This is a genomic window from Agrobacterium sp. a22-2 (assembly GCF_012276985.1).
GTDB lineage: Bacteria > Pseudomonadota > Alphaproteobacteria > Rhizobiales > Rhizobiaceae > Allorhizobium.
The window spans coordinates 52,240-77,639 of record NZ_JAAXMM010000013.1; the positions used below are offsets into that span (position 1 = coordinate 52,240).

Sequence of the window (25,400 nt, forward strand, 5' to 3'; positions counted from 1 at the left end):
TCAGTGTCATATAACGGAACAGGCAGCTGATCCACCCTTCCAACAGAGGGTAGCCGCCGGCCCTGGGCAATTCGGGACGCAAACCGCACCGCACCGTTTCTGGAATGACCCTATCGCAGGACCCGCTCAAGCTCGGTGATATCGTTCAGGCAGAAGTCGCTGGCCGGTTCCAGCGTCAGGCGGGAGCCGGTGCCGGTCAGCACCGCAACGGTCAGGCCGGCGCCGGCATTGCGGCCCATGTGCAGATCGTGATTGTTGTCGCCGACCACCGCCACCTGGTGCGGCTCCAGCCCCGTCGCCCGGCAGAAGGCCAGGACCATGCCTGGCTCCGGCTTGACGCCGTGGCCGCTGTCGTAACCGGCGACGAACTCGACGAAGCTCTCCAGCCCGAAGCGCCGGACGATGTTGCGGATCGACCGCTCATTGTCGCTGGAGGCAATGCCGAGCCGAAACCCGAGGCCGGTCAGCCGCTCGAACAGCACGGCCAGATCGGTGACGGGCACGGACATGTCGGAAGCGGACGCAAAGATATGGTCGAGCCGCTCGGCCAGGGTCTCGGCATCAAACGGCGAACCGGCCGAGGCCAGGCCTTCGGCGATCTCGCGCGAATTGCCGGCGGCCAGCAGGCTGTCGGGCACGACATAGCCGCTTTCCGGGTCCATGCCGCAGGCCGACAGCAGGCGGTCGGCCAGCACCGTATCGCCATCGGCCGCCATCAGCGCCAGTTGGCGGTTCACCGGCGCCCAGCTCTCGTCGTAGTCGAGCAGCGTGCCGTCCTTGTCGAAGAGAATTCCGGCGATAGCAGGAGTTGAGCGGTCGGCGCTCTGCTCGATGCCGCTCATCCGCGCGCGGCCCTCGGTTCCAGCCGGGCCTTGACGGTCAGCGGGTTGATATAGGGCTCAAGGCCCTTGATCGTGGCCGACAGGGCGCCGCGCATCTGCTGGACGCTTTCGACGCCGGCATCGACCATTTTCTGGCGGGCCAGGTGGTTACCGGTCAGGAAATGCACGGCCTTGGCCAGCATTTCCGCATCGCGCACGACGCGGGCACTGCCGCCCTTGACGAGCTTCTGATAGCTCTCGCGGAAATTCTCGACATTCGGCCCGGTCAGCACGGCACAGCCAAGCATGGCGGGCTCCAGCGGGTTCTGGCCACCCTTGCCGTGCATCGAGCGGCCAACGAAGGCGATTTCCGTCAGGCGCAGATAAAGTCCCATTTCGCCGATCGTGTCGCCGAGCAGGATGTCGGTCTCCGGGGTGATCGGATCGTTGCGGGTGCGGCGCGCCACCTTCAAGCCCTTTTCAATCATCATCGCCTCGATCTCGTCGCAACGCTCGGGATGGCGCGGCACGACGATGGTCAGCATGCCGGTATGGGCCTTGACGGCGCGATGCACCATCATCGCCACCTTTTCCTCACCCTCGAAGGTGGAGATGGCCGCCCAGGTGTTGCGATCGCCGATCTGCCGGCGGTACTGGGTCAGGACAGCCGCGTCGCAGGGCGGCGCATCGGTATCGACCTTGATATTGCCCGACACGATCACCGGCCAGGCGCCAAGATCGCGGAACCGTTCCGCGTCGAGATCCGACTGGGCAACGACCAGTGCCAGCTTGCCGAACAGAGCCTCGGCGATCGACAGGTGACCACGCCAGCGATCGTAGGAGCGGTCCGAGATGCGGGCATTGACCAGGATATGGGGAATGTGGCGATCGCGAAGCTCCATCAGCGTCGCCGGCCAGATTTCCGATTCCACCGTGATGGCGATATCGGGCTGCCAATAGGCGAGAAAACGGCTGATCGCCGGCTTCACGTCGATCGGCACATATTGATGGATGATGTCGCCATCCAGGCGGAAGCGCACCAGTTCGGCCGACGTCACCGTGCCGGTGGTCAACAGGACATTGATGTCGCGGCGGCGCAGTTCGCGCATCAGCGGGATCACGGCAATCATCTCGCCGACGCTGGCGGCATGCACCCAGACGAGCGGCCCCTGCGGGCGATCGGCGGCCGGATGGCCGAAGCGCTCGAGCCTTCGGGCACGGTCTTCCTTGCCCTTGGCGGCGCGGATCGCCAAAAACGGCACCGCAAGAGGGTATGCCACCAGACCCGCCCAGCGATATGTCGCAAGAGCAACCCGTGCCAATCCGCTCATTTTGCTCCGGTCCGGTTCTTCATGTTGTTTATCAACGCCCTTTGCCCTTTCGATCAGGCTGGCAGATTAAAATCGTTTTTGCTTCATAAATGCGTTCAAAATAATACCGCGACCGTGCTGCCAGCATGCCGTCACCGGGGCCGAGGCCTCGATCAATCCTTGACGATGGTCTGTTCGCCGGGAGTCAGCAGGCGGTGCATGTGGACGATGAAATAGCGCATATGCGCGTTGTCCACGGTCTGCTGGGCCTTACTTTTCCAAGCCACCAGGGCGCTGGCATAATCGGGATACATGCCGACGAGATCGAGCTTGCTGACATCGCGGAACTGGACGTCTTCCAGGCTGGAAAGCTCACCGCCGAAGACCAGATGAAGAAGCTGCTTTTTATCGCTGGAATCGGTCATTTCATTGCGTTCCGTATAAATTCTATCCAAGCTTTCATCTGCTTGATTTCGGTGAAAAGGTCAACCGGCGGCGGCCGACATGTGCTGCAACAGATCCGGCAGGACGGATGCGGCACAGGCGCACAGCAGGCCGTGCTGCACGGTCGGGCGATTGTAGGACAGGGCTTGCCCGTCCATGTCGACGAGGCTTCCACCGGCCTGCTCAAGGATCAGGTCGGCAGCGGCCAGGTCCCAGTCATGGGAGTTCTGCTTGACCAGCGTCGCATCGATGCGGCCATCGGCGACCATGGCCAGCCGGTAGGCGAGCGACGGTACATGCTTCACCCGGTCGAGCCGATCGCGATAGGGCTTTTCCAGCACATCGATCAGATCCATGGGGGTGGCGAGCCGTAGGCGGTCGTCCGGCGCCGGCTTCGACACGGAAATCGGCGCGCCATTCTTCAAAACCGCGCCGCCGACCACCGCCGCAAAGACTTCGTGCAGCGCCGGCGCCACGAGCACGCCGGCCACCGGCCGGCCCTTGTGCACGACCGCGACGCTGACGCACCAGGTCTTTTCCCCGGCGATGAACGCCCGCGTGCCATCGATCGGATCGACCACGAACAATGTCTCGCAAGCGAGCCGTGACGGATCGTCATCGGTTTCCTCCGACAGCCAGCCGTAGCCGGGCCGGGCCATGCGCAGGCGTTCTTCAAGGCTCTTGTTGGCGGCATAATCCGCCGCACTGACGGGCGAACGGCCTTCGTTTTTCCACCAGACTTCCGGAGATTGGCCAAAAAAAGTCAAGGCGATATCGCCCGCAACCCGTGCCGCATCGGCGATCAGTTCGAGATCACTCTGCCAATCGAAGGGTGAGTCTGCCGACATCCGCTGTTACGAGACCTTTCTGTTCACGTCGCCGCGGCCTTAACGACCGGCGAGCGTCATTCCTTCGATGGCGATGGTGGGCGCTGCCACGCCATACTTGCGGTCGATGTCACTGGCAGGCGTCATCTGCAGGAACATCTCCTTCAGATTCGAGGCGATGGTGACTTCCGACACGGGATAGGCAAGCTCGCCGTTCTCGATCCAGAAGCCGGAAGCGCCGCGGCTATAGTCGCCGGTGATCATGTCGACGCCGTGGCCGATCAGCTCGGTGACGTAAAAGCCGGTGCCGATGCTGCGGATCAACTCTTCCGGCGTTACTGTGCCGGGTTCCAGCTCCAGGTTGGTCGAAGACGGCGAGACGGAGGTGCCGCCGCGGGCGCCGCGGCCGTTGGTTTTCAGGCCAAGCTCACGGGCCGCGGACGACGACAGGAACCAATGGTTCAGCACGCCATCCTCGATCATCGCCAACTTGTGGCCGGAAACGCCTTCGCCGTCGAAGGGACGAGACGAGGAGCCGCGGACCTTCAGCGGATCGTCGGTCACGTTGAGGCCAGCCTTCAGCACCTGTGTGCCCATGCGGTCGCGCAGGAACGACGTCTTGCGGGCGACGGACGCGCCGTTGATCGCACCGGCGATATGGCCGACAAAGCCGCGCGACACGCGGGGGTCGAAGACCACCGTCACGTTGCGGCCGGTTTCCGCCTGGCGCGGGTTGAGCCGGCGCACGGCCCGTTCGCCGGCGCGGCGGCCGATATCCTCTGATGCATCGAGGTCGGCGAAGAACAGGCGGCTGTCGTAATCGTGGTCGCGCTCCATGCGCGTGCCCTCGCCGGCAATGACGCCGGCCGAACGGCCGAAACGCGAGCCGGCATAGCTGCCGGCAAAGCCGTGCGAGGTGACCAGAACCATTCCGCCCATGCCGGCGGAGGCACCGGCGCCGGCCGAATTGGTGACGCCAGACACGGCAAGCGCTGCGGCTTCGGCTGCCAAGGCGGCCTCGCGCAGCTGGTCGCTCGAGACTTCGGTGGCATCGTAGAGGTCGAGATCGGGATAGGTCTGCGCAAGGTCGGCTTCATCGGCCAGCCCGGCATAGGGATCTTCCGGTGAGGCCTTGGCCATGGCGACGGCCCGTTCGGCCAGCACCTTGAGATCGAAGCCCGGATTGGCCGAGACGCTGGCGACCTGGTTGCCGATGAACACCCGCAGCGAAAAGTCGTCGCTTTCCGAGGCGTCGGTCGACTCGACCTTGCCGAGACGGACGCTGACGGAATGGGAGCGCGACCGCACCACCACGGCATCGGCGCGATCGGCACCGGCCTTGCGGGCCAGCTCGACCAATTCATTGGCACGGGATAAAAGATTGGCGGAATCGATTTGTGAAGACATGGCTTGGCCTTTCATTCCGGCTCCATTTATTGTGCATTACACAATGCATCAAGGGCAGGCCCGCCGATTCCCGGCAATCCCCGCCAGAAACGCCAAAGGGAGGGCATTTTCGCGATGACCACGCCGAATCTGCTTTACGCCGAGACATTGCTGCTGCTGGGCGGCGCCGTGGTCGCGGCACCGATTTTCCGCAAGCTGGGGCTGGGAACGGTGCTGGGCTATCTGGCCGCCGGCGTGATCATCGGCCCGATTCTCAATCTCATCACCGATGGCGAGGAGATCCTGTCGGTTGCCGAACTGGGCGTGGTGTTCCTGCTGTTCGTCATCGGGCTGGAGCTGAAACCATCAAGGCTCTGGCACATGCGGGCCGATATTTTCGGGCTGGGAACCGCGCAGGTCGTGCTGAGCGGGCTTGCCCTGACCGGTGCTGCGGTGGCGACCGGCCTTGCCGACTGGCGCAGCGGACTGGTGGCCGGCTTCGGCCTGGCGCTGTCGTCGACGGCCTTTGCCCTGCAGATCCTCAACGACCGGGCCGACCTCAACAGCCGCTATGGCCAGCGCTCGTTTTCCATCCTGCTGCTGCAGGATCTCGCCATCGTGCCGCTTCTGGCCATGGTGACTATTCTCGGCAATCGGCAGGATCCACAGGCCGGATCGGTGCTGATCGACATTGCGATTGCCGCCGCCACCGTGTTCGGCATGGTGATGGTGGGGCGCTACCTGCTGACACCGATGTTCCAGATCATCGCCCGTACCGGGGCGCGGGAGGTGATGATCGCCGCCGCGCTGTTCATCGTGCTCGGTTCGGCCATGCTGATGCAGGCCAGCGGCATGTCGATGGCGATGGGCGCCTTTCTGTCGGGCGTGATGCTGGCCGAATCCTCCTATCGCCACGAGCTCGAGGCGGATATCGAACCGTTCCGCGGCATTCTGCTGGCGTTGTTCTTCATGGCCGTGGGACTGTCCGTCGAGCTTGATGTGATCGTCGAGAACCTGATGTTCATCCTGATTGCCGTTCCGACCGTGATGGCCATCAAGGCCGCCATCATCTATGTCATCTGCCGTTTGGCCGGATCTCCCCATGACGACGCCATCCGGATTGCCGCCCTTCTGCCGCAGGGCGGCGAGTTCGGCTTCGTGCTGTTCACGACCGCCGTCGCATCGGGCGTGTTTTCTACCGGCACGGCCTCGCTGCTGATCTCCATCGTGACGCTGACCATGGCGCTGACGCCGATCGCGGCGGCCCTTGCCTCGCGGGTCATGTCGAGCGAAAGCCGCGAGGAACTGGACGAGGATTTCGAAGGAGCCGGCGCCGACGTGCTGATGATCGGCTTTTCGCGTTTTGCGCAGATCGCCGCGCAGATCCTTCTGGCGAGCGGCCGCGAGGTGACGATCATCGACGACAGCGCCGACCGCATCCGACAGGCGGCGAACTTCGGCTTCCGCATCTATTTCGGCGATGGCACTCGGCTCGACGTGCTGCGGGCGGCCGGCATAGAGCGGGCGAAGATCGTCGCGGTCTGCACCCAGAAACGGGAGGTGACCGACCGCATCGTCGATCTGGTGGCCGCCGAGTTTCCCGAAGCGCGCCTGTTCGTGCGCGCTTACGACCGCATCCACAGCCTGTCGCTCCGGGCCCGCAATGTCGAATACGAGCTCCGGGAAACGCTGGAATCCGGCCTGCTGTTCGGCCAGAAGACCATCGAGGCGCTCGGGGTGGCTGAAGACAGGGCCATCGCCATCAGCGGCGATATCCGCCGGCGCGACGAGGAACGGTTGCAGATCCAGGCGGTGGACGGACTTGCCGCCGGCCGGCACATGCTGCACAACCGGCCGGTCAGGCCGGAACCGCTGATGAAGCCGAAGCGCGGTGCCGCTCCGGTCGAGGAAGCCAGCGAGGACACGGCGGAAGGCGTTTAGAAGCTGACATCAATCCATCTTCGACAGCAGCGCGAATTGCGCGTCGAGGGCGTGCTTGAGGTCGTCCTTGACCCCTTCGGAATGATCGAGGATCTGGCGCGCTTTGAGGAAATCCAGCACGCCGAAGCCATTGACGGCGGGGCGAAGGAAGATGGCCGGCGCGCCGAGCTTCAATTTCAGGGCAATATGGGACTGCATCATCAGTTGCGAGGCGCCGAACAGGCTGTCGAAACGGGCCGGCACGTTCTGGCCATCGCCATCCGGCGCTCCGACCACGTCGATGCCGATGACGATATCGGCAAGGCCGAGCAGATGCTCGTAAGGGACAGGATTGAAGATGCCGCCGTCGATCATGATCCGCCCATGCAGCTTGACCGGCATGAACAGGGCGGGAATGGCCGCCGATGCCGCCAGCGCCTCGTTGAGATCGCCCTCTTCGCAGACCACCTCGGCCTGTCCGTAATAGTCGGTGGCCATCACTTTCAGCGGGATCTTCAGCCCGGAGAATTCGGCCGGGATCTGCGGCGGCAGGAAGGCCTTGAGGATGCGTTCCAGATTGAACTGGCCAAGACGGAAGCCGCCGAGCTTGTCGCGCATGGTGTTGGGGCCGAGGCTCCACAGCCGGTTGGCGACCGTCGCCCGCTTGCCGACCGTTTCCAGCGCATAATCGCGGATTTCCGCGCCGCTCATGCCGGCCGCCATGCCCGCCCCCATGATGGCACCGATCGACGAGCCGGCAATGGCCACCGGCTCGATGCCCAGTTCGTTCAGAACCTCGATGACATGGATATGGGCGAAGCCACGGGCACCGCCGGCGCCGAAGGCCACGGCGACCGTGGGCTCGGATCGGTCGGAGCGCACCAGGGCGGCGGCAGTGGAGGCTCTTGCATCTTGCATGTCTGACGAACTTTCAATCGAAGGATGTCAAACTGGCCTATAGGAAAAGAAGTACATTTTCGTGTCACCGAACAGGCGATCTTCCAGCAAGGTGAAATTGCGGTCGACCTGGACGATGACATCGGCGCGCTCTTCGAGAATGGCCAGCGCACCCTGAACCAGCCAGCCGCCCTCATGGGCTGCTGCAAAGGCCTTTTCGCCAAGGCCCTGGCCGTAGGGCGGATCGGCAAACAGCAGATGGAAGGGCTCGATGGTGTTGCTGCTGCCCAGCGACGTGGCGTCGCGGCGCAGGATGCGCGCCCGGCCATGCAGGCCGAGGCTGTCGATGTTCTCCCACAGCAGGCTGCGGCCCTCGACGCTGTTTTCGACGAACAGCGCCGACCGGCAGCCGCGCGACAGGGCCTCGAGCCCGACTGCGCCGGTGCCGGCAAACAGATCGAGCACCCGCGTACCATCCAGACAGTCCGGATGGGCATGGGTCAGGATGTTGAACAGGCTCTCGCGCGTCCGGTCGATGGTCGGCCGGATAGCGTTGGATTTTGGCGCGGCCAAAGGCCGGCCGCGAAATTCACCGCCGACGATCCGCATTGCGCGTCAGCCCCTGCCCTTGCCGCCGCCGCGCGGACCGGATGGCTTACCGCCGCCTGGTCGATCACTGCTCGGCCGGCCCGAATAGGGCCGTGCACCGCCCGGTTTCGCCCCACCGGGCTTGGATCCGCCAGGCTTGCCGCCGAACGACTTTCCGCCGCCGGGCTTTGCCCCGAAGGGTTTTGCACCGGCCGGCTTGTCGCCGAAAGCGCGTGCGCCAGCCGGCTTGCCATAGGGCTTGCCGCCGGCGGGCCGGCTATCGGCCGAGCGATCGCCGCGCGGCTTGTCGCCCCAGGTCTTTTCGCCCCGTGGCCGGTCTTCGCGCGGCCGGTCATCCCGTGGACGGTCGCTGCGTGGCCTGTCGTCTCTCGGCCGATCACTGCGCGGCCTGTCGCCAAACGAGCGGGCTTCGCGCGGGCGGTCATCGCGCGGCGGACGGTCGCCGAAGGATTTCTTGTGGCCGAAGCCTTCGCCGTCGCCGCGTGGCTTGCTGGTGTCCGGGCCGTCGGCGCGGATCCAGTCGCGGTCTTCGGCTGCCCGATTGACCACGACGCGCGGACCTGGATCGGGACGGGCAAAGCCCGCGCCGCCTGAGCTGCGATCCGGATCGAATTTCTTGAAGCTCTTGGTCGGCGTGCCGTCCTTGCTGCGACCGTAGCGCTTGGTCTGCGGCGCACCTTCCGGCCGGGGCCGCGGCGTACGCTTCTCGGTCTCGTCCTTCTTGGCGGCTGTCTTTTCCGAGACCGGACGAGCGCCGGGCGCCATCCAGACATTGGCGGTGCGGGACTTGCCCATGGGCGGACGGCTTGGACGGTCGGCGCCGAAGGATGCGCCCTTGCGGTCGCCGTCGCGCTCACCGCTGCGCGGGGGCCGTGTCTTGGTGTCGTCGCGGCGGGTGTCGAGACGGCCAAGCGCCCGTTCGCGCTTGTCTTCCGGCTTGCTCCACTTTGGCCGTTCGGCGCGCTCAGGCGCGCGCTGCGAGGGCTTGGCAGTTGCTTCTTCTTCCTCGTCGTCGGGCGAATTGGTGAAGATCGGCGCGTCGAAATTGGCCTTGGAATCCTCGATCAGGCGAGGCCCGAGCTGGTCGCGCAGCATGCGGCCGCGCACTTCGACGACCTTGGTCTCGGGCAGGTCGCCGAGCTGGAACGGACCGTAGGAAATGCGGATCAGGCGGTTGACCTCGAGACCCAGCGCGCCGAGCACGTTCTTGATTTCGCGGTTCTTGCCTTCGCGCAGGCCCATGGTGATCCACACATTGTGGCCCTGGGTGCGGTCGAGCGTCGCCTCGATGGAGCCGTACAGCACACCGTCGACGGCAATGCCGTCCTTCAGCTTGTCGAGGCCGGCCTGATCGATCTCGCCATAGGCGCGGACGCGATAGCGGCGCAGCCAGCCGGTGGTCGGCAGTTCGAGAACGCGGGCAAGGCCGCCGTCATTGGTCAGCAGCAGCAGGCCTTCGGTGTTGATGTCGAGACGGCCGATCGACATGACGCGCGGCAACTCGTCCGGCAGGTTGTCGAATACGGTCTGGCGGCCTTCCGGATCGGAATTGGTGGTCACCAGGCCGGCCGGCTTGTGGTAGAGCCACAGGCGCGTGCGCTCGATACCGCGGATGGCAACTTCGTCAACCTCGATCTTGTCGGCCATCGTGACGTTGACCACCGGGGTATCAAGCACCTTGCCGTTCAGCTTGACGCGACCTTCCATGATCATGCGCTCGATATCGCGGCGCGAGGCCACGCCGACGCGGGCGAGCAGTTTGGAGATGCGCTCCGGCTTCATGGCGTCTTCGCCCGAGGTCGAGGGCTCGGCCCGCTTGCGGGGCGCTTCCGACGCGGATTTGTCCGCCGTCCGTGGCGATTTCGCCGGGGACGGCTTTCTGTCGCGATCGAACGGCTTGCCGGCGGGTCGCGTGGGCTTGTCTTTGGATGTCATTTTTGTTTGCCTGTCGTTTGGCGTGTCGTATCAGTTCGCGCGGCAAGGGTTAAGAGGAAAAGTGTCATATGCCGGAGACAAATCGCTTCATGGATGCAGCGCTTGACGCCGCGAGGGCGGCAGGCGCGCGGGGCGAAGTGCCGATCGGCGCCGTTCTGGTGCTGGAAGGCGAGATCATCGCCTCGGCCGGCAACGAGACGCGGGCGGCAAACGACATCACGGCGCATGCCGAAATCCTCGCCATCCGCCGGGCCGCCGAACGGCTTGGCCAGGAACGGCTGACCAGCGCCGATCTCTATGTGACGCTCGAGCCCTGCACCATGTGCGCGGCGGCCATCTCGTTTGCGCGGCTGCGGCGGCTCTACTACGGCGCCGAAGACCCGAAGGGCGGTGGGGTGGACAATGGCGTGCGCTTCTACGGTCAGCCGACCTGCCATCACGCGCCGGAGGTCTATTCCGGCATTGGTGAAACGGAGGCGGCCCGCCTTCTCAGGGATTTTTTCGGACAACGACGCGGCTGATCAGGCCGCGTCCACGCGGCCGATAACGACCCGGTTGCGGCCGGCGTTCTTGGCCTCGTAAAGCCGGCGGTCGGCGATGCCGAACAGCGTCTCGGGGCTAAAGACATCGTCGGCGCAGGCGATGCCGAAGCTCATGCTGACGGGCACGCGGCGGTCGGCGACCATCAGCGCGATGTCCAGAACCGCGCGGCGGATGCCGTCGGCGATCGACAGGGCCGTATCCGAATCCGCGCCGTCGAGAAAGATAATGAACTCCTCACCGCCGATGCGACCCCAGAAATCCTGCGGCCGGATTGATGCGGCAATCGCCGCCGCGATGGCGCGCAGAGCCCGATCGCCGGTTTGGTGGCCGAACGTGTCGTTGATGTTCTTGAAGTGATCGGCATCGCCGATCAGCAGGGCGCAGGGGCGTGGCGGTCGGCAACAGGCCTCGGCCAGGCGGGCAAAGACCGTCTCGCGGTTGAGGCCGCCGGTCAGGCTATCCGTGGAGGCTTTTTCCTGCAAAGCGGCATGCAGCGATGTCAACTCCCGATGGGCCTGGTGAAGCTCGCCATGCATGCGCAGGATCTGGTCGCGCGCGATGCTGATCTGTTCCTTCTGATGGAATTGATAGGCGCTGGCAGGGGCTGCGATCAGCAGCGGGCAGAGCACGCTCATCCAGAAGCCGGGACCATCCGGATGGCCGCCGAGAAAGGGCACAAGCAGCAGGACGATCGCCACGGACACCACAACGGAGAGCCCGGTTGCGATAGCGGCCTTGACGACGGTTTTCTGACTGAGCCCAAACATGGCCGGCAGTTAACCGACCGCCCGTTAACAGGGCGTAACGGGCGCCATATTGTTTTTCGTCAGCCAGAGCTGCCTGGTTTATCCTGCGCAAAGTCCTTCAGCGCATCGCCGGCCATGCGGTAGCGGATCCATTCGGTCTGCGGTGCGGCGCCGATGGCGTCGTAGACGCGGATGGCGGGCGTGTTCCAATCCAGCACGCTCCATTCGAAGCGGCCGCAGCCTTCCTTAAGCGCGCGCCTTGCCAGGTAACGCAGCATCAGCTTGCCGGCGCCGGAGCCGCGATATTCGGGGGCGATGTAGAGATCTTCGAGATAGAGCCCCTTGCGGGCCTGCCAGGTGGAGTAGTTGTAGAACCAGATGGCAAAGCCGGCAGCCGCCCCATCCTTTTCCAGAATGACGGAGCCGGTGACCGAGCCCGGGCCGAACAAGGTTTCGGTCAGGCTTTCGACCGTTGCCTCGACCTCATGCTCGGCCTTCTCGAAAATGGCCAGATCGGTGATGAAGCGCAGGATGGTGGCGGCATCGTCGGGGCGGGCGTCGCGGATGGTGAATGTCATTGGCTCTACCCAAGAGAACGGAGTCTTTGCCCAAAAAGAGAGGCAGGCCGCTGCCGGCCTGCCCTGATGTTCTTCAATCTGTCAGAATGCTTATTGGAAGGGCATCCACCAGGACGACGTCTGGCTGGCAGCCTTGGCTTCCTTCTTGCGGCGCTTGGCCTTCTTGTCCTCGGGCTCGCCCAGATCGTCGAGTACAGCCGGATCGCCGGCCTGACGGTATTCGGTCGGCGGCTCGGACAGGAAACGGCGTTGGTCGAGATAGGCGCCCTTCTGAATCTTGCGGGCGTCGCGGAAAGCTTCCCATTTCTGCGTTTCGGTCATGGTGCCATTGCTGCCATAACCGGCCAGCAGCGGCGAACGGTAGCGCGGATTATCGGCATTGGCGTCGGCTTCGGCGACCAGGCGCTTGCGGGTTTCTTCCGGCGATTCCAGCCATTCCGGATTGTCCTTGCTGGCCAGCGTCTGCTGTGGCGCCACCAGGTCGGCCTTGGCGGTTTCCGGCGGCATGACCAGGTCTGGTCGGGGATTCTGCTTGATATCGCCGCCCTTGTTGGGATTGGAGCCGATCGACGCCATCGAACCGACGTCATCCACCAACTGTTCGGCGGCGGTCTTGTCCGTGCCGTAAGTCGGGCTGCCGACGCAACCGCTCAAGCCCAGGCAAGCGATGAGAATGCCTGCCGCACCGGCACCAACTCGAAACATATCTGCCCTAATCATCAAAACCTTCCAGCCTCGCCGGTCATTCCATCATGTTTCGACCACGTCTTGCCATCGCCTGACAGAGAACTTCGGCCAATTTCAGGCAGGTTTTACCGGATGGCGCGCAAAAGCGCAAACCATCCGGTCATATTTCGTTAATCAGCCAGACCGAGCTCGCGAAGCGCTGCCGCATCGCGGGCCGATACATCCGGAAAGGCCGGATCGGAGCCGACATCGGTGGTGATCCGCCACGAGCGGGCGCATTTCGTGCCCTCCGCCAGCTTCGGCTCGACAGCGACATTGGCGACGTCGTCGAGGCGGAAGGCATCCGCCGGGCCGGCACCAGTGACAATGGTGATGGCGGAGGTGATGCAGATCTCCTCGAAGTCCTGACCTTCCAGCGCCTTGGCCAGGTCCGGATCGGCGATATGGACGACGGGGGCAGCCTCCAGCGACGAGCCGATGCGCTTGTCCTTGCGCTCGATTTCCAGCGCGCCGGTGACGACGCGGCGCACGGTGCGGATCTTCTTCCACTTTTCGACCAGGGCGTCGTTCTTCCAGTCAGCCGGAATGGTCGGGAACTGTTCCAGATGCACGGAGACGGCGGACGGATCGCGCGACAGCCAGGCTTCTTCTGTGGTGAACGGCATCATCGGCGCGAACCACAGAACCAGGCAGTCGAACAGCTTGCGGATGACATGCAGGGCGGCGCGCCGGCGCAGCGACGACGGAGCGTCGCAGTAAAGCGCGTCCTTGCGGATATCGAAATAGAAGGCCGACAGCTCGACATTGGCAAAGTCGGTGAGCGCGCGGGCGATCTTCTTGAAGTCGAACTCGTCATAGCCGTCGCGCACGATGGCGTCGAGTTCGGCCAGGCGATGCAGGACCAGCTTTTCGAGTTCGGGCAGCTCGGCATAGGCAATCTCTTCGCCCTTGTCATGGGCGAGCGTGCCGAGCATCCAGCGCAGCGTGTTGCGGATCTTGCGGTAGGAATCGATATTGGTCTGGATGATCGTCTTGCCGACGCGCAGGTCCTCGGCATAGTCGGACGACATGACCCAGAGGCGCAGGATATCGGCACCGGCATCGTTCATGATGGTCTGCGGGGCCGTCACATTGCCCTTCGACTTCGACATCTTCTCGCCCTTCTCATCCATGATGAAACCATGGGTGACGACGGCGTTGTAGGGCGCGCGACCGCGTGTCGCGCAGCTTTCGAGCAGCGACGAATGGAACCAGCCACGGTGCTGGTCGGAGCCTTCCAGATAGACATCGGCCGGCCATTTGAGATCCGGGCGATCCTCCAGCGTGAAGGTATGGGTGCAGCCCGAGTCGAACCAGACGTCGAGGATGTCGGTGACCATGGTCCACTGTTCGGCGTCATGGGCATTGCCCAGGAAGCGTTCCTTGGCGCCTTCGGCAAACCAGGCATCGGCGCCTTCCTTCTCGAAGGCTTCGAGGATGCGCTTGTTGACTTCCTCGTCCTGCAGAACATTGCCTGATGCATCGGCAAAGACGCAGATCGGCACGCCCCAGGCGCGCTGGCGGGACAGGACCCAGTCCGGGCGGCCTTCGATCATGGCGCGCAACCGGTTCTGGCCGGCGGCGGGCACGAAGCGGGTGTCGTCGATGGCCGACAGGGCTCGACTGCGCAGCGTCGTGCCATCGCCCAGTTCCTTGTCCATATAGACGAACCATTGCGGCGTGTTGCGGAAGATGACCGGTTTCTTGGAGCGCCAGGAATGGGGATAGTCATGCTTGACGCGGCCGCGGGCAAACAGATTGCCGGCCGCGATCAGCGCATCCATCACCCGCTTGTTGGCGTCGCCCTTCTTACCGTTGTCGTCGATGACGCGAGCGGCACCGCCCTCGGCCGACGGGCCAAAGCCCGGCGCGTCCTCGGTGTAGAAACCGGCATCATCGACCGTGAAGGGGATTTTCGACGAGATGCCGCGTGCCTCGATCTCGCGGGCCTTGGCCATCCAGATGTCAAAGTCCTCGCGACCGTGGCCGGGGGCCGTGTGCACGAAGCCCGTGCCGGCATCGTCGGTGACATGGTCGCCATCGAGCAGGGGGACGAGGAAGTCGTAGCCGAGCGAGGCCAGTGGATGGGCGCAAGTGATCGCGCCGAGTTCCGCGCCGGTGACGTCGCGAAGCAGCTTGAAAGTGACCTTGGCCTTGGTGGCGCAATCCTCGGCCAGACGCTTGGCGAAGATCAGCTTTTCGCCCGGCTGCGGGCCGAAGTCGTTGGTGGCTTCCGTGACCTCGTAGAGGCCGTATTCGATCCGGGAGGAGAAAGAGATCGCGCGGCTGCCTGGGATGGTCCAGGGCGTAGTCGTCCATATGACGACACTAGCATGGGTTAGGCTACCGGCCGGAGCGATGACGGTAAAACCGTCCGGCTCGCCGCTGTCTGGGTCGATAAATTCGATAAAAGTATCCGAAGCGGAGTGCTGAATCGGAAACTTCACCCAGATCGTATCGCTTTCGACCTCGTGATATTCCACCTCGGCCTCGGCCAGCGCCGTGCGCTCGACGACCGACCACATGATCGGCTTGGAGCCGCGATAAAGCTGGCCCGACATGGCGAGCTTCAGCAGTTCGCCCGCGATGCGGGCCTCGGAATGGAAGTTCATCGTGGTGTAGGGGCGCTCGAAATCGCCCTCGATGCCGAGGCGGCGGAATTCCTCCGACTGGATGTCGATCCAGCCTTGCGCGAATTCGCGGCATTCCTGTCGGAATTCGTTGACCGGAACCTCGTCCTTGTTCTTGCCCTTGGCGCGATAGGCTTCCTCGATCTTCCATTCGATCGGCAGGCCATGGCAATCCCAGCCGGGCACGTAATTGGCGTCATAGCCACGCATCTGGAACGAGCGGGTGATGACGTCCTTCAAAACCTTGTTCAGCGCATGGCCGATATGGATATTGCCGTTGGCATAGGGAGGGCCGTCATGCAGGACGAATTTCTCGCGGCCGGCGGCAGAGGCGCGCAGCTTCTTGTAAAGCTCCATGTCCTTCCACTTCTTCGCCATTTCCGGCTCCTTCTGGGGAAGGCCGGCGCGCATCGGGAATTCGGTTTCGGGCAGATAGAGGGTCTTGGAATAGTCAAGCTTTTCAGTGCTGTCGGTCATGGTATCGCCATTGGCTGGGGCGCTGGTGGCCAGCCGCCCGATCATACGGATTGTCTTTAAAGGCAGACGCGCGGGCTTGACCCAGCGCGGAAATCCCGGACCTTCGGGCGGGCTTTTAAAAAGCGCCTCAGAAGGCCGGGCCCATAATTCGGGATAGGATCATCAACCGGTATTGGGTCATGGTGCCGGTTGTCTAAGCGTTTTTGCGAGAAAATGAAAGAGGCGGCGCCCAAGAAGTTTGCGTGTCGCTGCCGAGATGCCGCGGGTCTCCGGGCGACGCCGTCGCTCGACGCAGACAACCATCACGCCATGAGGCGCGACGGCTCCTCCATGGGTGATGCAGCTCCGGTCGCAGGCGTTGCCATCACGCACAGTGCCATCTCCGGTCTGTATGCAATCACGCAGTTGCGACCATTGTTCTTGGCGGCGTAAAGGCCCATATCGGCATCTGCCATCCACGCATCCAGGCTGCGAATGCGGCCATCTGTGACCGTGTAGCCACAGGACATGGTCAGCCCGAATTTGTGATTATCCGACCGGACCTCCATGCGCGCAATGGCGTCCCGCACGGCCTCAAGGACGCCCCGGGCCGCGTTCCGATCATGTCCAGGCAGACATATGCCAAACTCCTCGCCGCCGAGGCGGCCGAAGACGGCGCCCGCAGGCAAGTTCACTCCGACGCGGGCAACGAACTGGATCAGCGCGTCGTCACCCCCCTTGTGGCCAAAGGTGTCGTTGATCACTTTGAAATGGTCGAGATCGATGATGGCGATGGCCATCTCGCCCGCCTTTTCCAGCCTTGCCGCCTCGCGCAGGAACGTTCGTCGATTGGCGACGCCCGTCAACGCGTCTCGCTCGGCCAGTTGGCGCTGGATCTCACCGCTGCGCTCGAGCTTCAGAACCATGACCATCAGAAAGGACAGGACGTTGAAGATCAACAGCAGGATGCTGGTATAGGACATCCAGTCGGAGACCGGAATCCGACCGACGAATTGCACAGGATATAAAATCGCAAGCGGGGAAATCAGGACGTTGGCGCCGGCGTAAACGGCAAGGATGAAAACGGCCAGCCGTCCAGACGGCAAACGCTCGCCCTGCCCCGCCCGCCAGAGAACCTGTGCGCAGAGCGCCAGATTGATCGCCGAACCGAGATAGATCAGCGAGATGCGCGTTGGGCTCGGATCATCGAGAGCGCTGGCCCCGATAAGGACCGCGAGGACAGGAGCCGAGACATAGAAGGCCTCCCGCAGCTTGTGGGACTGACCATAGAATGCCTTGAATCCGAGGCACATGAAGCCGGTTTTAGTCACATAGATCGTCCCGCCGACATATCCGAGGATGTTGTAGGGCAAGAGCTCGGTCATACTGGTGCAGACCGCGCCAAGGACCATAAACCACGTGGTCAGCAACCAGTAGATGATGTCCTTCTGCTGGCGGTGACGCCACCAGGCAATGGCTGCGATGATCGCGATCACCAAGTTGATCACGGCGTTGTACGTTACGATCGTCAGCAAATCCAACATGGGGGCGAACGCTTCCTGAACACGGCCTCGACGAAGTGAATCACCCAAGTGGTCTCAGAATGATTAAAGATCGCGATATTGCCGGTATTCTGGACGATCTCGGTAAAGGTCTCGTGAATCACGCGGCCGCCGACAGGGCACAAGCCTCTGGCGGCTCTGGTCTGGTCCGCTTGACCGGCGGCTGGCAGCGTCTCGTCGATGCCGACCAACTGCCGGGGACTTCAGAACGCTATTCTGCGGTCCAGCTCGCCGATCGGCTTGACACCTGACAGAAGTGCCCTTGCCTCTTCTTCATCCCGCCTGATCTGGGCGACCAGGGCGTCGAGGCCATCGAATTTCAGTTCGGGGCGCAGATAGCCGAAGAACGAGACCGAGCAGATCTCGCCATAGAGATCGCCGGAGAAATCGAAGACGAAGGTTTCGAGCAGGGCGGCGCCGTTGTCGGTGACCGTCGGGCGATAACCGAAGCTTGCCACGCCATCATGCATGCGGCCATCGGCGCGGCGCAGCTTGACCGCGTAAATGCCGGGTTTCAGCTCGGCCTCCGGCGGTAGCGCCATGTTGGCGGTCGGATAGCCCAATGTGCGGCCGAGCTGCTGGCCCTTGATCACTTCGGCTTCCACCGTGAAGCGGTAGCCGAGCAGACCGGCGGCTTCCGCCACGTCGCCATGGGCCAGAAGGCCGCGAATGCGGCTCGAGGAGACGACATCCGTGCCCTCGTCGCGGAAAGCGTCGATCAGCGTCACGCCGAAGCCGTTCCTGCCGCCGGCCTCCATCAGGAAGGCCGGCCCGCCTTCCCTTCCCTTGCCGAAATGAAAATCGAAACCGGTGACGACCTCCGAGGCGCCGAGCCACTCGACCAGGATCGACTGGATGAACTCCTCGGCGGAGCGCTGCGAGAAGTCGCGGTCGAAGGGATATTCGATGACCGAGTGAAAACCGAGCGCCTCCAGAATGCGGGCGCGCAGCGGCGCCGGCGTCAGGCGGAAGACCGGCCGGTCGGGGTTGAACACCGAGCGCGGATGGGGCTCGAAGGTCAATACCAGCGCCGGCACGCCGCGCTCTGTGGAGATTTCCAGCGCGCGGGCCAAAACCGTCTGGTGACCGCGATGCACGCCGTCGAAATTGCCGATGGCAATCACGCCGCCCTTCAGGCTTTCCGGCAGCGGGTTCTTCTTTTCGTTGCGGTGAAAGACGGTCATCGTATTCTTCTTCAGGCCAGGCGCGGCATCCAGAAGCGGGGATCGACGCCCTCGCTTTTCAGCCAGGCATTGAGGATCGCCTCGTCCGGCTTGCCGTTGACGGTGTATTCGGCCGCATGGATGCCGCCGCTGATATAGAGCAGGTCGAGGCCGGCATCGACGGCACCGCGCACGTCGGTCGGCATGCCGTCGCCGATGGCCATGACGCGGCTGAGATCAATCTCGGTGCCACGCTGTTCACGCGCCTCGGCCAATGCGGCCTGATAGATCGGCTTATGCGGCTTGCCGGCGATGCGGATTTCGCCGCCGAGCTGCTGATAATAGGCGGCAACGGCGCCGGCGCAGGGGATCATGCGGTGGCCGCGCTCGACGATCAGGTCGGGATTGGCGCAGATCAGCGGCACGCCGCGCGTCTGGAAGGCCAGCAGCATGTCGTGATAATCTTCCGGTACCTCCGTCTCGTCATCGAACAGACCGGTGCAGACGATGGACTGGGCCGCCTCCGCTGCCACGACCTCGACCTCCAGCCCGTCGAGCAGCGGCATGTCGCGCTCGGGGCCGAGCAGGAAGACCTTGGCCGGGCCTTCGGCAATCAGCTTGCGGGTGACGTCGCCCGAGGTGACGATCCGGTCATAGGCGGTATCGGCCACGCCCATCATGCGCAGCTGGGTGATGACGCCGGGCGCCGGGCGCGGCGAATTGGTGATCAGGACGACGCTCACGCCCTTTTCGCGGGCCGCCGACAAAGCATCCGAGGCATGCTGGAACACATCGACCCCGTTGTGCAGCACACCCCAGACATCGCAGAGGAGAACGTCATAGAGCGTGCTGACGTCGCTGAGGGTGGAGATGCGCTCGGCCATGGGTGGTTCCTGTCTTCAAATTGCGTCCGGCTGACATGGCAAAGGAATGCCGGCAAAGCAAGGGTGTTTGCGCCGAGTGGCGCAAATAGCGCACCGATCCCGAACGATCAGAAGGCGGCGCGCAAGGCAAGGCCGACGATGGCGCATGTGACCAGTGTGCGCCCGACGCCCTGGTGAAACCGGAAGATCATCACCGCCGCCAGCAGGGATATGGCAAGGGCTGCGGGGTCGAGCGTCGCCCAGTCGGGGACGGAAATCGACAGGGAGAACAGCGCGGGCGCGCCGGAACCGGTGTCCGTCCGCGGCCAGAGCGCCAGCCGATCGACCCTTGCAAACAGCACATGCAGGGCAAACCAGACGGCGAGGTTCAGAATGACGCCGACCACGGCGGCGGTGATCGCCGACAGCGCGCCCGACAGCAGCCGGTTGCCGCGCAGCCGCTCGATATAGGGCGCGCCGGCAAAGATCCAGATGAAGCTCGGCACGAAAGTGGCCCAGGCCGTCAGGATGCCCCCCAGGATGCCGGCCAGAACGGGATCGAGCCCCATGGACTGGCGAAAGCTGGCCAGGAACCCGACGAAGGACAGCACCAGGACGAGCGGCCCCGGCGTGGTCTCAGCCAGCGCCAGCCCGTCCAGCATTTCGCCGGGCTTCAGCCACTGATATTGCTCGACCGCGACCTGCGCGACATAGGCCAAAACCGCATAGGCACCGCCGAAGGTCACCAGCGCCATTTTCGAGAAGAAGGCAAAAAGAGCGGTAAAGCTGCCCGGCCCAAGCGTCAGCCACAACACCAGCAACGGCGCCTGCCAGACAAGGATCCAGAAGATGAGGCTCACGAGCGAACGGCCGAGATGCGGGCGGGAAAGGATCTTTTCACCATCCTGCAGGGTAGCGGGCGGCTGATCTGTAGCCCGTTCGGACCGGGCGGCCATGTAGCCGGCAAATCCGGCCAGCAGGACGACCAGCGGAAACGGCATGGAGAGCAGGAACAGAGCGAAAAACGCCACGGCAGCGATGATCCGGTGCGTCTGCGTTTTGAGCGCCCGCTTGCCGATGCGGATCAGCGCCTCGACGACAATGGCCAGCACAGCCGCTTTCAGGCCGAAGAACAGGCCGGCGATCCAGGTGGTATCCTGGAACAGCGCATAGGCCGCCGATAGGCCGATGATCACGGCCAGACCCGGCAGGACAAAGAGCAGGCCCGCGACGATGCCGCCGCGTACGCCAAACATCAGCCAGCCGATATAGGTGGCAAGTTGCTGGGCTTCCGGCCCCGGCAGCAGCATGCAGTAATTCAGCGCATGCAGAAACCGGTCCTCCGACACCCAGCGTTTTTCATCGACGACGATGCGATGCATCAGGCCGATCTGTGCCGCCGGGCCGCCAAAACTCATCAGGCCGATATGGCCGAAGACACGGATGACCTCGGAGAAGGTGGGGGTGTCGGCGATCTCTGCCGGATGGTCCGTCATTACTTCGGCCTTTTCGGTGCGTGGGCGACCCAGTCATGCCGCTCTTCGCTCGCGTCGCGTGCCCAGCGAAACAGGCTGTCATAGAGGATCATGCCCGCATCGAGCTGTTCCAGATCCCTGGAATACATCCGCGACAGGCCAAGCGACATGGCAAGGAGGCCGGCGGCTTGCGGCGCCAGATCGAGACGATCGGTATCGGCGGCCCGCACGATGGTTGCAACGGTCTGCAAAGCCTCGATGTTCAATTGAAACTCCTCCACCATCGTATCGAAGGTACAGAACTCGCCACGGTGGCTCCAGAAGACGCCATCAACGTCAAAGGCCGTGGCGCCGAAACGCTCCGCAACGGCTTCCACCTCGGAAGGTGCTACGAACAGGAATGTCGCCTTAGGATCGATGAACCGGCGGATCAACCAGGGGCAGGCAATACGGTCGATTTTCGGCCGGCTGCGGGTCACCCAGAGAGTACCGCCATCGGGCTTGGCCGGCGGGATCGCCGACACCGGCACGAGCGGCAGGCCGGCCTGCTGCCAGGCATCCGTGCCGCCTTCCAGCACCTCGGCCTCAGTGCCGTGGTGGCGCAGATAGGCCGCCACACCTTCGCTCAGTTTCTTGCCACGCCTGCAGATAACGATCACCGACAGGTCACGATAACAGGCGGCCCAATCGGCTACGGAGGCGTGATCGCCGCGGACGGAGCCGGGCAGGATAAAGGGAAAGGCCGCAAAATCGTCCTCGTCGCGCACGTCAAGCAAGACGGGCGATCGAGGTGTTCCGAGCATGCGGGATGTCTTATCGACAGAGATCGAATTGAATGAGGCCATGACACGTCCCTTTGGTCACATTACGGACGCGAAACTGCAGCATGATGCCTCGTGGAGCATTCGCAAACTCCATGCCTCATTTAGGCAAACCGAAAAACCGATGTCAAGCCTTGCCGCCAAGGCCACGAAGAATCGAACCGGCCTGTCCGGCGCTGCAAAAAATCGCGTTTCTTCCTTGACTCAGTTCACCAGCGCCCTTATCTCAACCTCGCTAGCACTCCCCAAGGGTGAGTGCTAACAATATCGATGCGGGTCCTTATGCGATCCGCGAATGTCATTTGATCGAGGGATTAGACAATGGCAAGCACAACTTTCCGCCCGCTTCACGACCGCGTCGTCGTCCGCCGTATTGAGGCTGAAGAAAAGACCAAGGGCGGCATCATCATTCCTGACACCGCCAAGGAAAAGCCCGCTGAAGGCGAGATCATCGCAGTCGGCTCCGGCGTTCGCGACGACAAGGGCAACCTGGTCGCACTCGACGTCAAGGTTGGCGACCGCGTCCTGTTCGGCAAGTGGTCGGGCACCGAAGTCAAGCTCGACGGCGTAGACCTTCTGATCATGAAGGAAGCCGACATCATGGGCGTTATCGGCTGATCTGCCGGTTTCCCGTTTCTATCTGGACAATTCAACCAATGGGCTAAGGCCCGGGAGTTTTGAAAATGGCTGCTAAAGAAATCAAATTCGGCCGCACTGCGCGCGAAAAAATGCTGCGCGGCGTCGATATCCTCGCTGACGCTGTGAAGGTAACGCTTGGTCCTAAGGGCCGCAACGTCATCATCGACAAGTCCTTCGGCGCTCCGCGCATCACCAAGGACGGCGTATCGGTTGCCAAGGAAATCGAACTTGAAGACAAGTTCGAAAACATGGGCGCCCAGATGGTCCGCGAAGTTGCTTCGAAGACCAACGACATCGCCGGCGACGGCACCACGACGGCAACCGTTCTGGCCCAGGCCATCGTTCGCGAAGGCAACAAGGCTGTTGCTGCCGGCATGAACCCGATGGACCTGAAGCGCGGCATCGATCTGGCCGTGACCGAAGTCGTCAAGGACCTGCAGAGCAAGGCCAAGAAGATCTCGACCTCGGAAGAAGTTGCCCAGGTCGGCACGATCTCGGCAAACGGCGACGCACAGGTTGGCCGCGATATCGCTGAAGCCATGCAGAAGGTCGGCAACGAAGGTGTTATCACCGTCGAAGAAGCCAAGACTGCCGAAACCGAACTCGAAGTCGTCGAAGGCATGCAGTTCGACCGCGGTTATCTCAGCCCTTACTTCGTGACCAACCCGGAAAAGATGATCGCCGATCTCGACGACGCTTACATCCTGCTGCACGAAAAGAAGCTTTCGAACCTCCAGGCCATGCTGCCGGTTCTCGAAGCCGTCGTACAGTCGGGCAAGCCGCTCGTCATCATCGCTGAAGACGTTGAAGGTGAAGCTCTTGCGACCCTCGTCGTCAACAAGCTGCGTGGCGGCCTGAAGATCGCTGCCGTCAAGGCTCCGGGCTTCGGCGATCGCCGCAAGGCCATGCTGGAAGACATCGCCATCCTGTCGGGCGGCACCGTCATCTCCGAAGACCTCGGCATCAAGCTCGAAAATGTCACCCTCGACATGCTCGGCCGCGCCAAGAAGATCTCGATCACCAAGGAAAACACCACGATCGTCGATGGTGCCGGCCAGAAGTCGGACATCGAAGGCCGCGTTTCCCAGATCAAGGCTCAGATCGAAGAAACCACCTCTGACTACGACCGCGAAAAGCTGCAGGAACGTCTTGCCAAGCTCGCTGGCGGCGTTGCCGTGATCCGCGTTGGCGGCTCGACGGAAATCGAAGTCAAGGAACGCAAGGACCGCATCGACGACGCTCTGAACGCGACGCGCGCTGCTGTTCAGGAAGGCATCGTCCCCGGCGGCGGTACCGCCCTGCTGCGCTCTTCGGTCAAGATCACCGTCAAGGGTGCAAACGACGATCAGGAAGCCGGCATCAACATCGTTCGCAAGGCTCTTCAGTCGCTGGTTCGCCAGATCGCTGAAAACGCTGGCGACGAAGGTTCGATCATCGTTGGCAAGATCCTCGAGAGCGACACCGACAACTTCGGCTACAACGCCCAGACCGGCGAATTCGGCGACATGATTGCCATGGGTATCGTCGATCCGCTCAAGGTCGTTCGCACCGCCCTGCAGAACGCAGCTTCGGTTGCTTCGCTGCTGATCACCACCGAAGCCATGATTGCCGAACTTCCGAAGAAGGAAGCCGGCGGCATGGGCGGCGGCATGCCCGACATGGGCGGCATGGGCGGCATGATGTAATAAGGCGAAAGCCTTATTACGAATGACGACCATAAAGCTCGCCCATGATCAAAGTCTTTCAGCGCGTCAAGCGCGCTGAAATGGCGGCATGGGCGGCAGGATGGAACAAGGCGAAAGCCTTATTACGAAGCTTCCCATTCGGGAATTTTGAAAGGGCGACCCTCGGGTCGCCCTTTTTTATGGTGCCTCCATCCCGTCACCCTGGAAGGAGGCCGTCCGGCGACACAACCAAAAGACACTTTAAAGTTTCCGAACGTATAAATTGACAGATATCTAATATTTAGAATCAGGAAAACGCCGAACGGGTTGTTTCGACCAATGTGGCCCTTGATGTTGGAGCGCACCGTACTGCGGAGATGGTGCACAGGCCCCCCACCAGACCTATAGAATATTCGATAATACGAATATTAAGTCTCAAATTTCTTCAGATTTGCAACTTTGCGACATGCCATTGGCCTTGCAAAGCCTGGAGACTGGGAGATAACCTGTTAGCGAACCTGATTACCTGATGATTATTCACTTTTTCGATCATGTATCAAAAAAATACATTGCCGAGCGGGCCAAAAATTTATAACCCTGCCCATCGTGATGGTTGTTGCGGTCTCGATGGCCTGGGGTTTTGCCGATCCAGGTGCACAATGAGAAAGATCCGACGGGCCAGACGACTCGATATTAAAACCTATGCGCGATATCTGTTACCCTTGTGATCTTGTGCGATGACAGGGCGCCGGGTAAATTGGCAGCCCTTTTGATCCGCCGGAATACCGACGAAACGAAACGTGCATTTGTGACGATTGGGATGGGGTGCGTGCCTTGAGGGGTAGCGGCCATCCAGACGACAATATCCGAAACTGGTCCGAAAGTCCTGGGGCGTCTTATAGGCTTTCGATTTGGGGAACGTCTTGTTTAAGATTGCCAAAGCCGAACTTGCCGCTCCGTTTGGTCCAGGGTCCCTGGCGATGAGCGATTCCGACAGCAACCTGCTTTACCAATTCAGCTTTTCAGAAGGCTGGGCCGGTGACATGTCGAATGGCGTGATCAAGCTGGGAGAGCGCGCCACCGCGCTGCACGGGCTGGATGGGCCGGAATGCGGCTTGCTCAGCATGATGCGCTCCTACGATCCGCATGATCGCGCTCACATCCTCGAACTGTTCGAACAGGCGGCGACGTCGTCTTCGACCTTCTGCTATTCCACGACCATCGTGATGGGCACCGGCCAGCGTCAGCCGGTGTTCTGCATCGGTGAGTCCAACGGACTGGAGCAGAAATATGCCGGCAGCATGATCGGGGTGTTCGTGTTTCCCCGGTTCAAGCTGGCACCGGGCGCCCATCTGCACAGCCAGCCCTGAGCGGCGCCACGCCCT

23 protein-coding genes are annotated in these 25,400 nt (G+C 62.7%); 6 read left to right on the top strand and 17 right to left on the bottom strand.

The genetic code is table 11. The annotated features are described in order from the left end of the window. Nucleotides 1-110 precede the first annotated feature (110 nt). The 5 genes from HFC70_RS19580 to HFC70_RS19600 all read right to left on the bottom strand — a co-directional run bounded on the left by HFC70_RS19580 (nt 111) and on the right by HFC70_RS19600 (nt 4,809). Entirely contained in the window at nt 111-842 is a 732-nt protein-coding gene (locus tag HFC70_RS19580) for an HAD family hydrolase (RefSeq protein ID WP_168474980.1), read from the bottom strand. Continuing rightward, nucleotides 839-2,152 (bottom strand): lipid IV(A) 3-deoxy-D-manno-octulosonic acid transferase, encoded by a 1,314-nt coding sequence (gene waaA, locus HFC70_RS19585; protein WP_168474981.1) that lies wholly within the window; start codon nt 2,150-2,152, stop codon nt 839-841. Before waaA ends, HFC70_RS19580 begins: the two co-directional genes overlap by 4 nt. A gap of 152 nt (nt 2,153-2,304) precedes the next feature. Next, on the bottom strand, nt 2,305-2,556 hold the full coding sequence (locus HFC70_RS19590) for a DUF4170 domain-containing protein (RefSeq protein WP_168474982.1): 252 nt from the start codon (nt 2,554-2,556) through the stop codon (nt 2,305-2,307). A 60-nt stretch (nt 2,557-2,616) separates the two neighbouring features. Then, nucleotides 2,617-3,423 carry a 3'(2'),5'-bisphosphate nucleotidase CysQ gene (locus HFC70_RS19595; RefSeq protein ID WP_168474983.1) on the bottom strand — a complete coding sequence of 269 codons (807 nt, stop codon included), beginning with the start codon at nt 3,421-3,423 and terminating at the stop codon, nt 2,617-2,619. 39 nt (nt 3,424-3,462) lie between these two features. After that, entirely contained in the window at nt 3,463-4,809 is a 1,347-nt protein-coding gene (locus HFC70_RS19600; RefSeq protein WP_168474984.1) for a TldD/PmbA family protein, read from the bottom strand. 114 nt (nt 4,810-4,923) lie between these two features. On the opposite strand from HFC70_RS19600, the gene HFC70_RS19605 reads away from it, so the two are divergent. Next, nucleotides 4,924-6,729, top strand: a complete 1,806-nt coding sequence (locus HFC70_RS19605) for a monovalent cation:proton antiporter-2 (CPA2) family protein (RefSeq protein ID WP_168474985.1) — start codon at nt 4,924-4,926, stop codon at nt 6,727-6,729. Between the two features lie 9 nt (nt 6,730-6,738). On the opposite strand, the gene HFC70_RS19610 is transcribed toward HFC70_RS19605, so the two are convergent. The 3 genes from HFC70_RS19610 to HFC70_RS19620 are packed head-to-tail and all read right to left on the bottom strand — an operon-like array spanning nt 6,739 to nt 10,149. Then, nucleotides 6,739-7,626, bottom strand: coding sequence for a patatin-like phospholipase family protein (locus HFC70_RS19610; RefSeq protein ID WP_168474986.1), 888 nt, complete (start codon nt 7,624-7,626; stop codon nt 6,739-6,741). A 27-nt stretch (nt 7,627-7,653) separates the two neighbouring features. After that, entirely contained in the window at nt 7,654-8,214 is a 561-nt protein-coding gene (gene rsmD / locus HFC70_RS19615) for a 16S rRNA (guanine(966)-N(2))-methyltransferase RsmD (RefSeq protein WP_168474987.1), read from the bottom strand. Nucleotides 8,215-8,220: 6 nt separating this feature from the next. Beyond that, nucleotides 8,221-10,149 (bottom strand): pseudouridine synthase, encoded by a 1,929-nt coding sequence (locus HFC70_RS19620; protein WP_168474988.1) that lies wholly within the window; start codon nt 10,147-10,149, stop codon nt 8,221-8,223. Nucleotides 10,150-10,217: 68 nt separating this feature from the next. Between HFC70_RS19620 and HFC70_RS19625 the strand changes: the two genes are divergently transcribed. Next, nucleotides 10,218-10,670 carry a nucleoside deaminase gene (locus HFC70_RS19625; RefSeq protein WP_168474989.1) on the top strand — a complete coding sequence of 151 codons (453 nt, stop codon included), beginning with the start codon at nt 10,218-10,220 and terminating at the stop codon, nt 10,668-10,670. On the opposite strand, the gene HFC70_RS19630 is transcribed toward HFC70_RS19625, so the two are convergent. The 5 genes from HFC70_RS19630 to HFC70_RS19650 all read right to left on the bottom strand — a co-directional run bounded on the left by HFC70_RS19630 (nt 10,671) and on the right by HFC70_RS19650 (nt 17,372). Then, complete coding sequence (locus HFC70_RS19630; RefSeq protein ID WP_168474990.1) at nt 10,671-11,459, bottom strand: GGDEF domain-containing protein; 789 nt, start codon at nt 11,457-11,459, stop codon at nt 10,671-10,673. A 59-nt stretch (nt 11,460-11,518) separates the two neighbouring features. Beyond that, nucleotides 11,519-12,016 (bottom strand): GNAT family N-acetyltransferase, encoded by a 498-nt coding sequence (locus tag HFC70_RS19635; RefSeq protein WP_168474991.1) that lies wholly within the window; start codon nt 12,014-12,016, stop codon nt 11,519-11,521. Nucleotides 12,017-12,106: 90 nt separating this feature from the next. Beyond that, the gene (locus HFC70_RS19640; RefSeq protein ID WP_168474992.1) at nt 12,107-12,736 is read right to left on the bottom strand and encodes a hypothetical protein; all 630 of its coding nucleotides are present in this window, start codon (nt 12,734-12,736) and stop codon (nt 12,107-12,109) included. Nucleotides 12,737-12,873: 137 nt separating this feature from the next. Further along, complete coding sequence (ileS, locus tag HFC70_RS19645) at nt 12,874-15,849, bottom strand: isoleucine--tRNA ligase (protein ID WP_168475088.1); 2,976 nt, start codon at nt 15,847-15,849, stop codon at nt 12,874-12,876. Nucleotides 15,850-16,151: 302 nt separating this feature from the next. Next, on the bottom strand, nt 16,152-17,372 hold the full coding sequence (locus HFC70_RS19650; protein WP_168474993.1) for a GGDEF domain-containing protein: 1,221 nt from the start codon (nt 17,370-17,372) through the stop codon (nt 16,152-16,154). 59 nt (nt 17,373-17,431) lie between these two features. Between HFC70_RS19650 and HFC70_RS19655 the strand changes: the two genes are divergently transcribed. Then, complete coding sequence (locus tag HFC70_RS19655; protein ID WP_168474994.1) at nt 17,432-17,641, top strand: hypothetical protein; 210 nt, start codon at nt 17,432-17,434, stop codon at nt 17,639-17,641. On the opposite strand, the gene HFC70_RS19660 is transcribed toward HFC70_RS19655, so the two are convergent. From HFC70_RS19660 to HFC70_RS19675, 4 genes are all read right to left on the bottom strand, one after another. Then, nucleotides 17,594-18,574, bottom strand: a complete 981-nt coding sequence (locus tag HFC70_RS19660) for a bifunctional riboflavin kinase/FAD synthetase (RefSeq protein WP_168474995.1) — start codon at nt 18,572-18,574, stop codon at nt 17,594-17,596. The two genes, HFC70_RS19655 and HFC70_RS19660, sit on opposite strands and share 48 nt — an antisense overlap. Before the next feature lie 11 nt (nt 18,575-18,585). Beyond that, entirely contained in the window at nt 18,586-19,437 is an 852-nt protein-coding gene (locus tag HFC70_RS19665) for a TIGR01459 family HAD-type hydrolase (RefSeq protein WP_168474996.1), read from the bottom strand. Between the two features lie 107 nt (nt 19,438-19,544). Then, entirely contained in the window at nt 19,545-20,912 is a 1,368-nt protein-coding gene (gene chrA / locus HFC70_RS19670) for a chromate efflux transporter (protein WP_168474997.1), read from the bottom strand. After that, nucleotides 20,912-21,736: a sulfurtransferase/chromate resistance protein gene (locus tag HFC70_RS19675; RefSeq protein WP_168474998.1), complete on the bottom strand. Its 825-nt coding sequence runs from the start codon at nt 21,734-21,736 to the stop codon at nt 20,912-20,914. The genes chrA and HFC70_RS19675 overlap by 1 nt, the downstream gene beginning before the upstream one ends. A gap of 297 nt (nt 21,737-22,033) precedes the next feature. On the opposite strand from HFC70_RS19675, the gene groES reads away from it, so the two are divergent. The 3 genes from groES to HFC70_RS19690 all read left to right on the top strand — a co-directional run bounded on the left by groES (nt 22,034) and on the right by HFC70_RS19690 (nt 25,385). After that, the gene (gene groES / locus HFC70_RS19680; RefSeq protein WP_168474999.1) at nt 22,034-22,330 is read left to right on the top strand and encodes a co-chaperone GroES; all 297 of its coding nucleotides are present in this window, start codon (nt 22,034-22,036) and stop codon (nt 22,328-22,330) included. A gap of 65 nt (nt 22,331-22,395) precedes the next feature. Further along, the gene (gene groL / locus HFC70_RS19685) at nt 22,396-24,036 is read left to right on the top strand and encodes a chaperonin GroEL (protein WP_168475000.1); all 1,641 of its coding nucleotides are present in this window, start codon (nt 22,396-22,398) and stop codon (nt 24,034-24,036) included. A gap of 902 nt (nt 24,037-24,938) precedes the next feature. After that, complete coding sequence (locus HFC70_RS19690; RefSeq protein WP_168475001.1) at nt 24,939-25,385, top strand: hypothetical protein; 447 nt, start codon at nt 24,939-24,941, stop codon at nt 25,383-25,385. The last annotated feature ends 15 nt before the right edge of the window (nt 25,386-25,400 follow it).

Coding starts and splice junctions, on each gene's coding strand:
- HFC70_RS19660 (WP_168474995.1), bottom strand. CDS start 18,574: ATGACCGTCTTTCACCGCAACGAAAAGAAGAACCCGCTGCCGGAAAGC.
- HFC70_RS19600 (WP_168474984.1), bottom strand. CDS start 4,809: ATGTCTTCACAAATCGATTCCGCCAATCTTTTATCCCGTGCCAATGAA.
- waaA (WP_168474981.1), bottom strand. CDS start 2,152: ATGAGCGGATTGGCACGGGTTGCTCTTGCGACATATCGCTGGGCGGGT.
- HFC70_RS19605 (WP_168474985.1), top strand. CDS start 4,924: ATGACCACGCCGAATCTGCTTTACGCCGAGACATTGCTGCTGCTGGGC.
- HFC70_RS19580 (WP_168474980.1), bottom strand. CDS start 842: ATGAGCGGCATCGAGCAGAGCGCCGACCGCTCAACTCCTGCTATCGCC.
- HFC70_RS19665 (WP_168474996.1), bottom strand. CDS start 19,437: ATGGCCGAGCGCATCTCCACCCTCAGCGACGTCAGCACGCTCTATGAC.
- ileS (WP_168475088.1), bottom strand. CDS start 15,849: ATGACCGACAGCACTGAAAAGCTTGACTATTCCAAGACCCTCTATCTG.
- groES (WP_168474999.1), top strand. CDS start 22,034: ATGGCAAGCACAACTTTCCGCCCGCTTCACGACCGCGTCGTCGTCCGC.
- HFC70_RS19610 (WP_168474986.1), bottom strand. CDS start 7,626: ATGCAAGATGCAAGAGCCTCCACTGCCGCCGCCCTGGTGCGCTCCGAC.
- HFC70_RS19620 (WP_168474988.1), bottom strand. CDS start 10,149: ATGACATCCAAAGACAAGCCCACGCGACCCGCCGGCAAGCCGTTCGAT.
- chrA (WP_168474997.1), bottom strand. CDS start 20,912: ATGACGGACCATCCGGCAGAGATCGCCGACACCCCCACCTTCTCCGAG.
- HFC70_RS19640 (WP_168474992.1), bottom strand. CDS start 12,736: ATGATTAGGGCAGATATGTTTCGAGTTGGTGCCGGTGCGGCAGGCATT.
- HFC70_RS19650 (WP_168474993.1), bottom strand. CDS start 17,372: ATGTTGGATTTGCTGACGATCGTAACGTACAACGCCGTGATCAACTTG.
- rsmD (WP_168474987.1), bottom strand. CDS start 8,214: ATGCGGATCGTCGGCGGTGAATTTCGCGGCCGGCCTTTGGCCGCGCCA.
- HFC70_RS19590 (WP_168474982.1), bottom strand. CDS start 2,556: ATGACCGATTCCAGCGATAAAAAGCAGCTTCTTCATCTGGTCTTCGGC.
- HFC70_RS19625 (WP_168474989.1), top strand. CDS start 10,218: ATGCCGGAGACAAATCGCTTCATGGATGCAGCGCTTGACGCCGCGAGG.
- HFC70_RS19635 (WP_168474991.1), bottom strand. CDS start 12,016: ATGACATTCACCATCCGCGACGCCCGCCCCGACGATGCCGCCACCATC.
- HFC70_RS19675 (WP_168474998.1), bottom strand. CDS start 21,736: ATGGCCTCATTCAATTCGATCTCTGTCGATAAGACATCCCGCATGCTC.
- HFC70_RS19655 (WP_168474994.1), top strand. CDS start 17,432: ATGATTAAAGATCGCGATATTGCCGGTATTCTGGACGATCTCGGTAAA.
- HFC70_RS19630 (WP_168474990.1), bottom strand. CDS start 11,459: ATGTTTGGGCTCAGTCAGAAAACCGTCGTCAAGGCCGCTATCGCAACC.
- HFC70_RS19595 (WP_168474983.1), bottom strand. CDS start 3,423: ATGTCGGCAGACTCACCCTTCGATTGGCAGAGTGATCTCGAACTGATC.
- groL (WP_168475000.1), top strand. CDS start 22,396: ATGGCTGCTAAAGAAATCAAATTCGGCCGCACTGCGCGCGAAAAAATG.